This window comes from Persicitalea jodogahamensis (assembly GCF_014651615.1).
Taxonomy (GTDB): Bacteria; Bacteroidota; Bacteroidia; order Cytophagales; family Spirosomataceae; genus Persicitalea; species Persicitalea jodogahamensis.
On the sequence record NZ_BMXF01000001.1, the window covers coordinates 2403685 to 2419018 of the forward strand.

General features: G+C 51.1%; 12 protein-coding genes and 1 pseudogene. 6 read left to right on the forward strand and 7 right to left on the reverse strand.

Annotation, left to right across the window (positions count from 1 at the left end; translation table 11 throughout):
• Positions 1–88 precede the first annotated feature (88 nt).
• From IE117_RS09925 to IE117_RS09945, 5 genes are all read left to right on the forward strand, one after another.
• Entirely contained in the window at positions 89–1273 is a 1185-nt protein-coding gene (locus tag IE117_RS09925) for a cation:proton antiporter (RefSeq protein ID WP_189564118.1), read from the forward strand.
• Positions 1252–1512, forward strand: coding sequence for a glutaredoxin family protein (locus tag IE117_RS09930; RefSeq protein ID WP_189564119.1), 261 nt, complete (start codon positions 1252–1254; stop codon positions 1510–1512). The genes IE117_RS09925 and IE117_RS09930 overlap by 22 nt, the downstream gene beginning before the upstream one ends.
• A gap of 570 nt (positions 1513–2082) precedes the next feature.
• Positions 2083–2439, forward strand: coding sequence for a hypothetical protein (locus IE117_RS09935; protein WP_189564120.1), 357 nt, complete (start codon positions 2083–2085; stop codon positions 2437–2439).
• Between the two features lie 163 nt (positions 2440–2602).
• Positions 2603–3727: a sialidase family protein gene (locus tag IE117_RS09940; protein ID WP_229580592.1), complete on the forward strand. Its 1125-nt coding sequence runs from the start codon at positions 2603–2605 to the stop codon at positions 3725–3727.
• 504 nt (positions 3728–4231) lie between these two features.
• Positions 4232–6010 carry an AAA family ATPase gene (locus IE117_RS09945; RefSeq protein WP_189564121.1) on the forward strand — a complete coding sequence of 593 codons (1779 nt, stop codon included), beginning with the start codon at positions 4232–4234 and terminating at the stop codon, positions 6008–6010.
• 150 nt (positions 6011–6160) lie between these two features.
• Here the strand turns inward: IE117_RS09945 and IE117_RS09950 are convergent.
• The 6 genes and pseudogenes from IE117_RS09950 to IE117_RS09975 form a co-directional block, all read right to left on the reverse strand.
• Positions 6161–6379: pseudogene (locus IE117_RS09950) on the reverse strand (VOC family protein); the annotation flags it as partial.
• A gap of 167 nt (positions 6380–6546) precedes the next feature.
• Entirely contained in the window at positions 6547–7461 is a 915-nt protein-coding gene (locus IE117_RS09955; RefSeq protein WP_189564122.1) for a pirin family protein, read from the reverse strand.
• Between the two features lie 125 nt (positions 7462–7586).
• Positions 7587–8543 carry a 3-keto-disaccharide hydrolase gene (locus IE117_RS09960; RefSeq protein WP_189564123.1) on the reverse strand — a complete coding sequence of 319 codons (957 nt, stop codon included), beginning with the start codon at positions 8541–8543 and terminating at the stop codon, positions 7587–7589.
• Positions 8544–8653: 110 nt separating this feature from the next.
• On the reverse strand, positions 8654–9754 hold the full coding sequence (locus IE117_RS09965; protein ID WP_189564124.1) for a YncE family protein: 1101 nt from the start codon (positions 9752–9754) through the stop codon (positions 8654–8656).
• A gap of 39 nt (positions 9755–9793) precedes the next feature.
• On the reverse strand, positions 9794–11962 hold the full coding sequence (locus tag IE117_RS09970; protein WP_189564125.1) for an acetylxylan esterase: 2169 nt from the start codon (positions 11960–11962) through the stop codon (positions 9794–9796).
• Positions 11963–11983: 21 nt separating this feature from the next.
• On the reverse strand, positions 11984–13423 hold the full coding sequence (locus IE117_RS09975) for a sulfatase (RefSeq protein WP_229580595.1): 1440 nt from the start codon (positions 13421–13423) through the stop codon (positions 11984–11986).
• Between the two features lie 16 nt (positions 13424–13439).
• Between IE117_RS09975 and IE117_RS09980 the strand changes: the two genes are divergently transcribed.
• Complete coding sequence (locus IE117_RS09980; RefSeq protein WP_189564127.1) at positions 13440–13622, forward strand: hypothetical protein; 183 nt, start codon at positions 13440–13442, stop codon at positions 13620–13622.
• 67 nt (positions 13623–13689) lie between these two features.
• On the opposite strand, the gene IE117_RS09985 is transcribed toward IE117_RS09980, so the two are convergent.
• Positions 13690–15246: a sulfatase family protein gene (locus tag IE117_RS09985; RefSeq protein WP_189564128.1), complete on the reverse strand. Its 1557-nt coding sequence runs from the start codon at positions 15244–15246 to the stop codon at positions 13690–13692.
• Positions 15247–15334 lie beyond the last annotated feature (88 nt).

Here is a 15334-nt window from a genome sequence, read left to right on the forward strand (position 1 = left end):
TTTCTGCTGTCTGGAAAGGGCGTCATTCTGCTCTTTGCATTATATTAGCCGCCAATTGAAACCGTCCTCGAAATAAGATACTCAACTCATGGAATTAGGAATCCTCGTTAACATTTTTATTCTGCTCTCGGCCACGGTGGTGGTGGTGTATATCTGTAACTTTTTCAAAATCCCCCACCTGATCGGTTACCTGTTCACGGGGATCTTGCTGAGTCCCAAAACCCTGAACCTGGTTGAGGAAGCCACGGAAGTGGAGGCCTACGCCGAAATCGGGGTCATTTTGTTACTATTCAGCGTGGGGCTGGAGTTTTCGTTTGGGAATCTTAAAAAAATTCAACGATACGTGCTGTTAGGAGGATTTCTGCAGGTAATTCTGACTATCGCCGTGTCGAGCTTATTGATCGTACTTATAGGAAGGACCCTCAATGAAAGTATTTTCTGGGGCTTTGTGACTTGTCTGAGTAGTACGGCTATCGTGGTAAAAACCATGCAGGACAAATTTCAATTGAATACTCCCCACGGGAAAGTAATATTGGCCATGTTGCTTTTTCAGGATATTGTGATTGTGCCGCTCATGCTGCTGACGCCGATTCTGGCCGGCAAAGGGGACAATCCCCTGCTCGAGATTGGCATGTTGGTGGTGAAGCTGGCTGCGATGGTACTGCTCGCCTGGGTACTCTCCAAATTTATCATTCCCCGCTATTTCAAATACATCATGAAGCTGCAAAGCCAGGAAATTTTTCTGCTCTCTACCATCGTGATTATCCTGGGTATTGCTCTTTTTACCGCGCAGCTTGGCCTTTCCCTGGCATTGGGGGCGTTTATAGCCGGGCTGATTGTGGCCGAAACGGATTACAATAAAATGGCGATTTCGTGCTTCGTGCCTTTCCGGTATCTCTTTATCAGCTTCTTCTTCATTTCGATGGGTATGCTGCTGGATTACCGCATTTTCCTGCAACATGTGGATCTTATTTTGTTCTGGTTTGTTTTTATTCTGTTTGTAAAAATCCTGGCTGGTTTTCTGGCGACAACGGCCCTTAGGGTATCGCGCCGGACCGCCCTCGCGGTGGGTTTGTCGCTGGCCCAGATCGGTGAGTTCTCGTTTGTGCTGTCCAAGTCGGGGCTCGACGTGGGCCTTATTTCCGAAACCAACTACCAGATATTCCTCTCAGTTTCAATTCTGACCATGATTCTGACTCCATTCATCCTGAATAATCTCGACGCATTGTTAAATAAATTCGATAAAGCACCATGGATCAAAGCGACAAACTGAAAATATTTGGCACCGGCTGGTGCCCTAAATCCGCTGTCCTGGCCAATCACCTGCAGGCCGAGTGGATTGATTTTGATTTTCTGAACGTGGAAACCGACGAACAGGCCAAGCAAACCGTCATGGATCTGTACCATGGTGAATTGAAATTCCCCACGGTGACTTTCGGCGGCAAACATTTGAAAAATCCGACGATCCAGGAGCTGAATAAATTTCTGAAAGACAATAATATAGAGGAATAGGGGATGGCCCACCTCTCCCGTCAACTCACGGCATTGATCGCGCTGAGGGTTTCCGCCAGGCTATTCTCAACGCCGAACAGGGCTTTCTTCTAAAAAAGCAAAGAGCAGTAAGCCCTATCTTTGTGGTTCCCAGACCACACAACAATAATCACTACCCCTTATCAAGGTAGAACTACCTCTTTTTACCAACTACTTCAAAACACGTTCGGCCCGGACAGGCGTGATAATCCACGCTCTTTCCAGTTCGCAATCGGGAGTCTGTCGCCAGTTTGCAAAGGCAATGGCCGCTTGTGCGAATACGCTCATACGTGGATCGCTCTTCAAGCGGTGATGCAACGCCTGATCGTAGATCGGGCGTTGCCGGGTTAGGTGGCGAACAATACCCTCTCAGGGTAAGATAGTAGTGCCCCCGTCAAGTCCAAACCAGGGTTAGAAGACATTCTGTACTAAAAATATGATAAATCTTGCATTTGTATTTTTACAGTTGTAAATTTGCAGTCATAAAGAGATGACCCAATTTTAATAATTGAATTTTCTCCAATTTTTTTTATTTAGAAAAACCACCCAATCATGAAAACCATCCAAACCTTTGTAATTACCATTTGCGCGATACTGCTAAGCAGTCTGGAGACCTTCTCTCAGGACGAGCGAAAAATAAAAGTCGATCCCGGCGTGTCGGTACACAACTACAAGCACCCCCACAAAGCGAAAAAGGCCGAGGAGCTGCAAAAAATACAGCGTCGTGGTCGGTACTCTTCCCGGGTTGGCATCGTGCGCCGCTCCGTCACGGCACCGAGGCAAAGTTATCAGCCCAGCACTCCCAAGTACAGACAGCGTGCTGGCTGGTCGATTGTCGGAAGTTCAAACCCAACGCCGACGCGGCTTAACCCGCTAACCAACCCTGGCAACTACAAGACGCAGCGCTAGTCTGTCAAATGGTACGTAGGCATCTCGTCCTGAGATAGTGATACAGATTTGTGTGTCACTGTTTCGGGACGAGACGCTTTAGCGTAGGCCTGGTACTCCTGGAATCGGAAATAAAATGGTAGGTTGCGAATATTACCCTACCTTCAATCCTGACCCGTTTGCTATGCTTCCAATGTACTCTCTGGAACTACCCCTCATAAGAATAATCGCGCTACTCTGCTTACTCCCGGTAGCTGCGTTCGCACAAGATCCCAGGGTACTTTTCAAAAGCGGCGAAGGGGGATACCAAATCTACCGTATCCCGGCCATCGTCACCACCAAACAGGGCAATTTGCTGGCCTTTGCCGAAGCACGGAAAAATGGCGGCAGCGACGCAGGAAACATCGATCTGGTCATGAAGCGATCGGATGACGGGGGCAAAACCTGGTCAGAGATGCAGCTGATCTGGGATGATGCCGACAACACCTGTGGCAACCCCGCTCCGGTCGTAGACCGCAACACGGGAAAAATCGTGCTGCTGGCTACCTGGAACCTCGGTACCGACCACGAAAAGCAGATCATCGAAGGGACGAGCGAGGATACCCGCCGGGTATTTGTGCTTTCCTCAACCGACGAGGGGAGGAGTTGGTCGAAGGCTCGGGAAATTACGGCGGACGTAAAGAAGGCCGACTGGACCTGGTATGCCACCGGGCCGGGCAACGGGATTCAGATGAAGTCGAAGAAATATGCAGGGAGGCTGGTGATTCCCTGCGATCATATTGAGGCTACCTCGAAAAAGTACTATTCACACAGCATTCATTCGGATGACGGCGGCCTGACCTGGCAACTGGGCGGCACCACGCCAACCGACATGGTCAATGAGTGTACCGTAGCCGAGCTGCCCAAAGGGAAGCTACTGCTGAATATGCGCAACTACAACGCTACCCGCGTGCGGCAGACGTCTACCAGTAGCGACGGGGGCGAAACATGGTCGGAACTGGTGGCGGACAGCACTCTCATCGAGCCGGTTTGTCAGGGTAGTTTGGTGTCTTTTACCCACGGGCGCAGGTCTGTGCTGGCCTTTTCCAACCCCGCCAGCCAGAAGTCAAGAACGAACATGACCGTGAGGTTGTCGTACGATCAGGGCAAAACCTGGAAAGTAAAGAAAGTACTGCACAAAGGCCCTGCGGCCTATTCTAATCTGGTGGTGCTGCCCAACGGAACGCTGGCCTGCCTCTACGAAGCGGGTGTAAAGAACCCTTACGAAAGCATCGTTTTTCAGGAAGTTCCTTTTGATGAATTTGAGTGATCTGGGTTGCCGGGATTGAGGATATTACGCTTGTTAGTCCTCAACCGTAAGCTGACCGTGGAAACGATTCGGGAACTTGAAAAATTTCTGAATATCTCGGCTTCGGTATTAATAATGAACTATCAACTTATTAAGTGAATGGTTCGTTTGCGAGTATTCGCGTTGCAAACGCGAGGAGATTCAACCCCGATCACAGATCAGGGTTAGCGGGGATATCTCAGCGTTAGTTTTTATTGATGAATATCAGCTTGTTAAATATGGGCTTTTTTTCGGAAATTCGCGTCTAGGCGTTCCAGATTCGAGTAAAGGAAAAAGAACCAAGTCTTGTGTGCTGTGCGTTCCGGCTGTAATGAGCAAGGTTAAGATAGTTTAAATTGTAAATGTCTTATTTTTATTTGATAATAGTCAAGCGATTACAGCGAGTTTTGTAACCAAAAGCGCTATTGATTTAAAGATATGTCTTTCATAAAAAAATATTTTACGATTAGTATATAAAATATATCAATGAATATTAAACTGAACGAAAAGTATAAATCGCTATTGACGAATATAGATATTACATTGCCTAACTTTACGATAATATCTGGAATAAATGGCGCAGGGAAAAGTCATTTTTTGAGTGCTATTAGTCAAAATATTGTAGTAGTTACAGATGAACATGGGAATGAAATTAACCCTAAAAGATATGTTAATTCTGGTTCATTGACTCCAAACGAATCATATCAAATCGGAAGAGAAAATTTGACTAGTGAAATTAGTGCTGCTTGGTATACCATACAAAACTATCACCAACAGAAAATTACTAATCCACATCTTACAATTGAACAACACCTGCAGAAAAACATATTTCATGCCAATGTCCTTTATAGAGTACTTTATTTATCTGAGAAGGATGCTATTCAGGAATTGACTTTGGAGGATATTGGTGAATATTACCCAATAGATCAAGTTCAAGATATTGATATTTTTCATCAAAATTTTTCAACAATATTTAAAAGATACTTTGATAAACAAGATGACAATTACTATAATCAATATTTGAATGATAACAAAAAGATTAAGAAAAGATATTTAACAGAGGGTAATTTTTTGAAAAGATATGGTCCTCCACCTTGGGAATTTGTAAACAGAATATTTGAAGAAGCCGATATTGGCTACTCAATAAGTCATCCTCTTGAAGGAAACAGAGATGTTCCATTTCACTTCAAACTAGTTAATAAAATAAATGGGGTAAATGTGAATTTCAATGATTTGTCATCTGGCGAAAAAGTACTAATGTCTCTAACATTAGCACTGTATAATGCCAAACAAAACATAGCCTTTCCAAGCCTTTTGCTGTTGGATGAGCCTGATGCGCCCTTGCACCCATCAATGGCTAAGAAACTCCTTGATGTTATCCAGAATGTATTTGTTGATGAGAGAGGGGTAAGAGTCATAATGACTACTCACTCACCATCAACAATTGCAATGGCTCCGGAAGACGCTTTATATGTAATGCAAAAAGAAGAGCCAAGAATAGAAAAAAGATCAAAGGAGCAAATTATGAAGCTATTGACTTTTGGTATTCCTTCTTTTAGTATATATACAGATAGTACTAGGCAAGTTTTTGTTGAAAGTGAATATGATGAGTATTTTTATAAAAAAGTTTATTTAAAATTAAAGAAAGATTATCGTAGTGATAAATCATTGAATTTTATATCTTCTGGCCTAACAAAGAACGATTCAGGGAATTGTGATCAAGTAAAATTGCTTGTAAATAGACTTACTAAAAATGGTAATCAAACTATTTATGGAATAATTGATTGGGATAAAAGAAATAATGGTAATGATAAAATACATGTATTAGGACTTAATCAAAGATATAGTTTGGAAAACTATATCTTTGATCCTTTGATATTAGCAAATTTTTTATTGAGAGAGGCAATCGTTGATAATAGCTATTTTAATTTAGAAGAGAATGAAATTTCTTCTGATTTTAAGAGATTTTCTCAAAATAAACTCCAAAATGTAGCCGATATAGTATTAGGAGATATTTCTAAGGCAATAAGGCCAACAGACAGTGCCAAAAAAGTAGTGAAATATTATGGGGAATTAGCTATCGATATACCAATCTGGTTCTTGCACCACGATGGCCATGAGTTGTTAAAAAAGATAAAAGAAATTTATAAGCCTTTGGAGAGTTATAAAAAGCTTATACATAACGTTATTGATAAGGTAATAAATGAAAATCCCGAATTCATCTCAATGGACATTTTTAATTTGCTACAAGATTTACACGATTAACATAGTTTAATAGAATTATCAACTCTACTACCACGCTGCCCCCCCCGCCGTCGCTCGGATATTTCCGAGTAACCACTATCCATTAGCCCTCCGGGCGACTTTTCACTTTCCCTCAAACGCGAATTGCGGCATCCAAAGGTCAGAAAGTACCTAAGCTGGCTCCCAGAGTTCAATTTTGTTGCCTTGCGGGTCCATGATATGGATAAATTTGCCATAGTCGAAAGTCTCGATGTCGTCGAGGATGGTCACCCCATTTTCTTTGAGTTTGGCTACCAATCCTTCAATATTCTGAACCCGGTAGTTGATCATGAAGTCTTTCTTAGACGGAGAAAAATAGTTATCCACTTTTTTTAAAGGACTCCACTGCAGGGAATCAATCACCACCCATTCCTGTCACCTTAGGAATGGGATCAGCGGCTGATGATTCTACAGTTTGATTTTTGCTGTCTGCCATATGGATTAATTTTTGGGACCGAAACGTGCCAATGTTAACCTGTTTCAGGCCCAAATTAATCTATTTTTCGCGTATTTCTTGCCTAAGAAAGCGCCTGCGGCGGCGGACTACCCGCCGGACGCGAACGGTCCTGCGGGAGCGGCACAAACTCCTGGTTGTCGTTAGGCGGCAGCAAAATGCGCCCCTGCTCCCAGTCGGCTTTGGCCTGCTCGATCCGTTCCTTGCGCGACGATACGAAGTTCCACCAGATGAAGCGCTCGCCCAGCGGTTCGCCGCCCAGCAGCATGAGGGTAGTGGGCTTCGTGGCAACAAGTACCGGGTCGGCCCCTTTGTTGAACACCAGCATCCGCCCGGCCTCGTAGGTGTGGCCCGCCACCTCCACGCTACCCGTGACGATGTAAAACCCGCGTTCACTATGCTCCGGGGGTAGTCCGAACCGGGCACCGGCTTCCAGCACTGCGTGAATGTAGCAAAGCGGAGAATGCGTTTTTACCTCGTTTTTCAATCCGTAGGCCTCGCCCGCAATCAGCCGCATCCATACGCCCGTGTCGGTGTAGGTGGGCAGGTGCTCGGGCTGGTAGTTGGTAAACGTCGGGGCCGATTCTTCGTCTTTCTCGGGTAGCGCCACCCAGGTCTGAATCATTTCCAGGGTACTCTGGGCCAGTACCGCCGGGTCTTCGAAGCGCTCGGAGTGCGCAATGCCGCGTCCCGCCGTCATCCAGTTGACTTCACCGGGCCGAATGATTTGCTGCACGCCGGTGCTGTCCCGGTGCGTGACCTGCCCGCCGAGCAGGTAGCTCACCGTAGAAAGCCCAATGTGCGGATGCGGCAATACGTCCATAGACTGGGCGGCCTGCGGGGCGATCGTCACCGGACCGGCGTGATCCATAAAAATAAACGGCCCGACCATCCGCCGCTTCCGGAAAGGAAGGATGCGCTGGACGTGCATTCCCGGGCCGATGGAGGCCTTTCGCGCTTCGATAACGAGGTCTAGCATAGGGGTATAGAAAGGTAGATTGAACTCAGAGTCCCGGTACTTCGAATCGGCGGGTTTGGCAGATCCACCTACGCTACGGCTCCGGGGGGACAAAAAAAGGGGGAAACTAAATTTCCCCCTTGACCTTATTTCGCTGGCGTAATCACAATATTGCGGTACTCTACCGCGCCGTGGTCGCCCTGAATGTAGAGTGGACCGGGCTCGCCTTCGTGGCTGTCCAGGGCTCCACCCGTAATGCCGGGAATTTCCTGGTTGGTAATGACGCGTTGGCCGTTCACATCGAGCGTGATCATGCGACCAATGAGGGTAACGTCGAAAGATTGCCACTCGCCGGGCTCTTTGGCAACCATCTCGCTGGGCGTGAGAAAACCGTATACGGCTCCCAGCTGATCGACGGCGGGTTCCAGGCCTTTGCCGTCGGTCACCTGTACTTCGTAGCGTCCGCGCAGGTATACGCCGCTGTTGCTGCCTTTGGGAATACGAAACTCGACGTGTAGTTTGAAATCGTCGTACTTCTCATCAGTGATGAGGTTCGCGCCGGATTTTTCACTTTTAAGTACCCCGTCTTTGATCGTCCACTGGTTGGTGCCGGCGGCGTGCCAGCCTTTTATCGTATTGCCTTCGGTCAGTTTGACGGGTTTGTCCCAGGCGGGAGCCGTAGCCCGGCGCAGAGCCGGAGCCCGCACGCCCGTCCAGCTATGCTTTTTTCCTTCGGGCGTGGTCAGGGTGCCGCTGATTTTATCGCCGTCCAAAGTACCTTCTACCGAAAAGTCACCTTCCCCTTTTTCCCACTGCGGCGGAATCGAGAAATTGAATTTACCGTCCTTGAAATGTACCTCCGAAATAGGCCGGGCGCTGCCCGAAACCGATACAAACCTTCCCACCAGCGTACGAGTCCCGGAATGGCTGACTTCCAGCCAGGAAGGAGAGGCTTTGCCGGCTACATCTACCGTGATGTCCCATCGGCCTTCTAGTGGGCTGGCGAGGGGTTTGGCATGTGCGTTCATTGAAAAAATAGCCCAGAGGGCGGTGAGTGCCGTTGCAAAAAAATGGCGGGGGCTGATTGCGTGTTTTCTTTTCATGTGATTTTTTGAGTGAAGGGCGTCAATTTACTGATAAAAACGTAAATAATGACTGGCTGCACTCGCAGGCTTATTCCCTCATCAGGATTTTGGAAAGGAGCGGTGTAAAACTACCGCACCGTCCCGATCCCAAACTGGTCGCCCATCGCCACGGCCTTGCCGTTCCGGAAGTGAATCTCCACCATCTTTTCGCTTTGCACGGCATTGTGTTCAGCGTCTTCCAGAGTGGCCACGATGTGGCGGGTTTTTACATCGATCACGTCGCCCGTGGAAGGGTAGGCGTACTTTCCATCCACGCTGAATGTGATCCAGCCGGGCATGTCGCGGACGCGGATGGTAGTTTTCTGGACGGGCGGCATCACCGTGTTGTCGAAGACGTGCAGCCGCTCGTTGGCGCCGTCGCAGAGCCAGAGTTCGCGCTCGTCGGGCGTCAGGCCAATGCCGTGGCTCGGGCAGCCGTGCCGCTTCACGTCGTTGACCAGAAAGCCCTCGACCGTCACGCGGTGCAGCATTTTTCCGGTAGTCAGGTCGCCGACCTCAAAACCCAGCAATCCGTTGACGTTGACATACACCAGCGTTTGTTTGCCGTTAATGGTAAAGGGACGGATGGCGGCAGTGAACGGCCCGACCTGCTTCACCACTTTATGGGTTTTGGCATCGGCTACGTTGAGGACCGGCGCTTTCAGGCCCGCCAGATACACGTACTTGCCATCGGGCCCGTAAATGGTGTTGTGCGAACCGGAATTGGTCACGATTTTGGTGATAATATCGCCCGATCGGGCATCGAGCACGTTCCAGAATTCCTTTTCCAGGGAAGGCGAGTAGATGGTGCCGCCATCGGGCGAAATGGAGATGCGGTCCACGCCGCCTTCGTACTGTTTTTCCCAGCGGAGTTTGCTGGTCGTAAGGTCGTAGCATTGGATCGCTTCCAAAGTACTGATGTATATGGCATTTGTTGCCAGACTCACGTCCACGCCCTTGACGTTGGACACCGTGCCATCGGCTTTCATGCCGCCGGGCGTCTCGATGAATTTCACAAACTTGTGGTTGTCGTCGATGTCGAAGACGTTGATTCCGTGGCCACCGTAGCCGAGGTAGTTTCGTACGCCGGGCGTCACTACGTAGAGGTAGCGTTTGGTTTGCTGCGCCCGTACCGGGAAAGTCGTCAGGCAGGCAAGGGCGACAAAAAGGAGCAAGCGGTAGTTTTTCATGGTTCTTTCAGAATTTTGGTTTGGCCCCTCACCCTGGAATTATTCCAGCCATTTAAGAATCGCCGGGCTAATCTCCTCCGGACTCTGGTCCGGCCGGATGACTGGTTGACCGGAAGCGCTCCGGAGTAGGGCATCGGCATAAAGTACGTCAATTTTTTCCTGGCTGATTTTCCTGCCCGTTGCATCGACTGGATTCAGCAGCAACAGGTTGCGCGAAGCAAGTGCCGCCACCAGGTCGGGAAGGTCGTAGTCGGTCGTGGCCCCGGCTACCGAGGACATCATGTACTTTGGATCGTACAGCCGTTCTTCGATCAGCGATTGATAGGAAATCAGCGGTTCCGACAGGATGATTTTTTCAAACGGGTTGTCGATCACCGCCGCGTGCAGCAGATCGGCCGCCAGCGTTCCGGTCGCCACGGCGGCCAGCGCTTTGTCCGGTTCAGTGGTCGTCCTGATAAAATCAGCCAATACCCCGATTTCCTCCGCCCGGACCGCCACCAGGCTCTTGTTTGTGAGAATGCCGGCAAACCATAAGTTGAGCGGAACGCCATCGATGATGCCATCACCCTGCTGGAAGTAGCCCGTCGCCAACTCGCCGATGCCACTCAGGTCGGCGGCAAGTACTTCGTAGCCCTCAGCGGCCAACCTGTCGGCAGTTTCGCCCAGCGCGAGGGCTTGTGCCTTTCCCCGATCGTCCAGCCAAAGCACAGTTTTCCCATGACCATTCTCCGGTTTCAGATGCAATACCGGGATATAGTATTCACCCGGGCCCTTCACCAGGTACTTTTCGATGGCATAGCCAGGGCGCAGAATCCGTCCCGAAAAAATGGCTTCCCGCTCCGCTGTTGGAGTTTCGTACCCGGATCGGGTGATTACCCTGGCGCGCAGGTCTTTCAGTGTAAGTGGCTTTTCACCCCGAAGCTCCTTTCTTTTTTGTAAAAGATCATTAAAGTACCTGGCATTAAGGCTGAAAAGTGTTTCGCGCGTGGCAAATTTTGCGGCTTCTTTTGCGGTGATGACTTTCAGCTCAGCCGGGCTGAAAAGGTCCACATCCTGATCTTCTTCGCTGCCGGGGTTGTTCAGGTGTTTTTGAAAAAAGGCGTAAGCGGCTTCGCGGTTTTTCCGGGTGGACGCGTGCGCGGCTTCATCCTCGACCTTTTGCAGATTTTCGGGCTGGCCGAGCGCCTGATAGGTCCGCCGGGCTTCCTGGTAAGCATCGCGGAAGCCCTGGATGCTGAAAATGTCGTTGGTTGTGCCGATGAGCAGCGTGGGCCTGGGGGCGCGCATCTCAATGAAATCCGGCAGATCCACCCCATTGGCAATGCCATGAAAAAGGTTCTGTTCGGCGTCCTGCGGGCCGCGCGATCTCAATAATTTATCAAAGGTCGTGATGTAGCATTCCAGGGCGGCAGCCCGCACCCGGTCGTCGAGGGCCGCGATGTAGGTGGCCTGGGTGCCGCCACCCGACCGTCCCGTAATGCCGATGCGCGAAGCATCCACCTCAGGCCGGCTGATGAGGTAGTCGATGGCCCGGATGCCATCCCAGGCGAAGTAGCTGGCCGGAGATACACCCGCTAAAAACAACTGCGCTCCGGCGTAGGAATGCTCCCTCGTGCCGGATATTCTCCTGGAAATGTCTTGATAATCCATGCGTTCGCCCTGCCCGACGGGGTCGAAGGTAAGTACCGCGAACCCTTTTTTGACCAGATTGATGATAACCCGCTGATAAACCTCTCCCCGGAAAGCAATGTCGGTGTGGCCGCAGGTGTACACGATGGCGGGTAGTTTGCCCGGTCGGTTTTTGGGAATAAAAAGGGCCCCAGTGACGTAATAGCCGGGCTGCGACTCGAAGTACAGCTTCTCCACCGTAAAATCATCCCGTTCGATACGACCCGTCACCACGGGATTGAGGGGTGTTTTCGGCGGGAATGGCCCGAGGGCGGCGGTCACTTTCTTTTGGACCAATAGTTGCCTTTTTTGCCAATCGCCTTTGGTTTTTAGCTTTTCAATGGCCATTTCCCGCTCGCCCAATTGCCGGGCGGCCCGCTGATACAGGTGCTTGTAGAGCGATGTGGCAGGAGCACCGTCGTAGATTTTCCAATAGTTGAAAACCGAAAGGTCTTCCGTCTGGGCCATGGCAGGCGAGACCAGGTAGCCAGCGAGAAGGAAAAAGATGCTTACTTTTTTTATAAAGGCTCCTGTGATCATGGGCTCACTTAACAATGTTTCTTACAAAGCGGATTGTCTCTTTTTGGCAAGTTGGGCTTCTAATTTGGGAAGAAGGGTTCTGTACGCGTTTTTCTGCGCCACGTTTGCGGTGCTATTCGGGTCTTTTTTCAGGTCATACAGTTCGGCGGCTACGACGGTGCCATCCGATTTGACCCATTTTGTAAAGCGATAGCGGTCGGTGCGCAGGGAGTAGCCCATGGTGTCGTTGCCGCGCGGATACTGGCTGAGGGCCGATTCCTTCCAGGCCAATCCGGGTTTGGCGAGAAGCGGCGCGAAACTATCTCCCTGCAAATGGGCAGGTTTTGGCAGGTTGGCGGCGTCGCAGAGGAAAGGATACAGGTCCACCATTTCCACCAGTGCCCTGGTTTTCTGCCCGGCGGTTTTCATGCCCGGGACGCGCACCATCAAAGGAACGCGGGTGTCGATTTCGAAATTGGTGTGCTTGCACCACTGCCCGTAATCGCCGAGTTTCCAGCCGTGGTCGCCCCAAAGTACCACGATGGTATTATCCTCCAATCCCAGTCGTTTGAGTTCATCGAGTACCTTGCCGATCTGGGCGTCGGTGTAGCTGACGCAGGCATGGTAGCCATGAATCAGTTCCTGCGCCTGTTCATCGGGGAGGGGACCTTGGGCGGGGATGCCGGCGTAGCTTCGCAACTCACCCCAGCCCGTTGAGGCCAGGGCAGGGGCATCGTCAGGCGGTGTCTGCCGGGTGGGTAGTTTGAAGTCGGACCGTTGGTAAAGGTCCCAGTATTTTTTCGGGGCGTTGAAGGGCAAATGAGGTTTGTAGAAACCAACGGCCAGGAAAAAAGGCCGGGCCGCGTTCGGCTTGTCCCTGATTGCCCGTAACGTTTCTATGGCTTTCTCCGCGATTTTGCCGTCGGGATACGCGTTGTCAGGTAGTTCGGCCCGCTCAAAAGCCGGACCCGCGCCGTCGTGGCGGGCGGCTATTTGCTTGCTGGCTTCGGTTGCGTAGGCCCGCCAGTTGCTTTTGGGCTCCATCTGCTCGCCCTGCAGGGTCCACGAGATGGGGTCGGTCAGGTTGGCGTGATAAAGCTTGCCCCACCAGGCGGTCACATAGCCATTGTTTTTGAAGTGCTGGGGGAGGGTCACAACATCGGGAACGGTGGTGCGGAAGTGCGTCGTCAGGTCATAGACACGGGTGGAGTCGGGCCGCAGGCCCGTAAGCAGACTCGTCCGGGAAGGTGAACAGACGGCCTGCTGGCAGTAGGCCCGCTCGAAGAGCAAACCGCTGGCCGCGAGGCGGTCGATGTTGGGGGATTTGACCAGACCGTCGCCATAACAGCCCAATTCGGGTCGCAGGTCGTCCACGGCAATGAAGAGGACATTGGGCCGGGCGGGTACTTCACTGCGCGGTTTCAGAGAAACCAGAAAAACGACGATCAGTCCGCCAGCCACCGCCGGGGCTATACTGATCACGGATTTAAACTGTTTTTTGAAAGACTTCATTGGTTTTAAAAGCAAGGTTACTCCGGCTGTGGCCCGCGCCCGGCTCATTTTTCTGTTTCGCCGGGTGCGAAGGGCTGTACCTGGGCGGCTGCCACTGGGCCATACCCCGCCGGATAAGCTTGTCGGGATTGGGGTAGGGGCATCCGGGTGCCCCTACCCGCCGATGTAGTCGTTCAGGTCGTCCGTACAAATCATCAGGACATTGGGTGTCGGCTTCTGGTTGCCGACCACCCGAATCACTTCGGCTCGGGGAATGTCCGGATCGGGCTATACCGAATATATGATTCGTACGTTTTTTCGCCCTCAGGGCTCATGCGCGGATCATTGGTTTTTTTAAGGTAAGCCATCAGTTGATTGCCCAGTTTTTCGCGTGTAGCCCTGTATGCTGATTCTCCGGCCAGGTTGTTCAGGCAGTAGGGGTCTTTCTTGATGTCGTAGAGTTCAACCTCGGGCCTTTTGTCCACCGCCAGGTGGAAGTAACGGCTGATGGCCGGGTCGTCGCGGCGTGTATTCAATACCGACTCGTCGAAATCATCGATGTCGTGGTAGCCGCCGTGCATCGGGCCGAGTTTTCCATCGTCCTCGAACTTCTGCGGGTCGCCGGCTGGCCAGCGTTCGGGTTGAACGTTCCAGATGTAGAGGTAGTCAGCCGTGCGCATGGCGCGTTGCGGATAGCCCAGATTGTTCCAGCGCGAGGATGAGTGCCGCTCGCGGGACGAGAACACAGCCTGGCGGCTTTTGTCTATCAGTCCTGACTTATCGCTCGTCAGAATAGTCATCAGATTCTTGCCCGCCATACCAATGGTTTCCGGGGCATCCACACCCGCAGCTTGCAGAAAGGTAGGGGCCATGTCGATCAGGCTTACCAGATCGTCCACCGTGCGGCCGCCCTTTATTTTATTCCCCCACATAATTGCCAGCGGCATATGGATGCCGTATTCGTAGCAGTTGGCCTTGGCCCGGGGGAAGGGCATTCCGTTGTCCGAAGTCACGACGACCAGCGTGTTTTCCAACTCACCCTTCGCTGCCAGTGATTTGAGCATCCGGTCCAGGTGGCTGTCGTACCACTGAATTTCGTAAATGTAGTCCAGCATGTCGGTTCGCACCTCCGGCACATCAGGCAGGAAGCCGGGTACTTTCACCTGATCGGGCTTCAGGCCGGTTTTCACACCGATGCCCGTTGGGTAGCGGCGGTGCGGTTCGGCAGCTCCAAACCAGAAGCAGAAAGGCTGGTCGCCGGAACGGGCGGCCAGGAATTCCTCGAAGTTGCTGGCATAGTCGTTATCACTCATCTCCTTGGGCGACTCGAGTTTGCGGCTGTTGTAGGCTTTGCCGGCGGGATTATCCTCACGGCCCACTACCTTGCCAGGACCCCAGCCTTTGTTCGTGGAGCCTACCAGGTAACCGGCTCGGGCCAATATTTCAGGATAGGTGGTGAGGTCGGCGGGGAAGGTACTTGCGTGGGTACCGGCCTCGCGCACCTGCCAGCAGTTTTTGCCCGTCAGGATGGCGGCCCGTGAGGGGCTGCAACCCGGCGATGCGGAGAAGGCGTTGTTGAACAGGATTCCTTCCCGCGCCACGCGATCGAAGGCGGGGGTACTTACCGCCTTATAGCCGTAGGCCGAAGTGTGCGGGTATGACTGATCATCGGAAATGACAAAGAGGATGTTTGGTTTTTTGGTATTGCCGTCGGCAGTCTCACTGGATTTCTGCGGCGTGTTTTTGCAGGAAAAAACAAAGGCAATGCTTAGCAGTAAAAGAAAGCGAAAAGCGGGTTTGGTAGGATAGAGCATGTTTTTGGTAGGAAAGATAATTTGCCATTATAAAGAAGCCGACCGTTTTCAACTACTGAAAAGATCGGCTTCGAAAAGACTATGGTAA

Coding starts and splice junctions, on each gene's coding strand:
- IE117_RS09925 (WP_189564118.1), top strand. CDS start 89: ATGGAATTAGGAATCCTCGTTAACATTTTTATTCTGCTCTCGGCCACG.
- IE117_RS09930 (WP_189564119.1), top strand. CDS start 1,252: ATGGATCAAAGCGACAAACTGAAAATATTTGGCACCGGCTGGTGCCCT.
- IE117_RS09935 (WP_189564120.1), top strand. CDS start 2,083: ATGAAAACCATCCAAACCTTTGTAATTACCATTTGCGCGATACTGCTA.
- IE117_RS09940 (WP_229580592.1), top strand. CDS start 2,603: ATGCTTCCAATGTACTCTCTGGAACTACCCCTCATAAGAATAATCGCG.
- IE117_RS09945 (WP_189564121.1), top strand. CDS start 4,232: ATGAATATTAAACTGAACGAAAAGTATAAATCGCTATTGACGAATATA.
- IE117_RS09955 (WP_189564122.1), bottom strand. CDS start 7,461: ATGCTAGACCTCGTTATCGAAGCGCGAAAGGCCTCCATCGGCCCGGGA.
- IE117_RS09960 (WP_189564123.1), bottom strand. CDS start 8,543: ATGAAAAGAAAACACGCAATCAGCCCCCGCCATTTTTTTGCAACGGCA.
- IE117_RS09965 (WP_189564124.1), bottom strand. CDS start 9,754: ATGAAAAACTACCGCTTGCTCCTTTTTGTCGCCCTTGCCTGCCTGACG.
- IE117_RS09970 (WP_189564125.1), bottom strand. CDS start 11,962: ATGATCACAGGAGCCTTTATAAAAAAAGTAAGCATCTTTTTCCTTCTC.
- IE117_RS09985 (WP_189564128.1), bottom strand. CDS start 15,246: ATGCTCTATCCTACCAAACCCGCTTTTCGCTTTCTTTTACTGCTAAGC.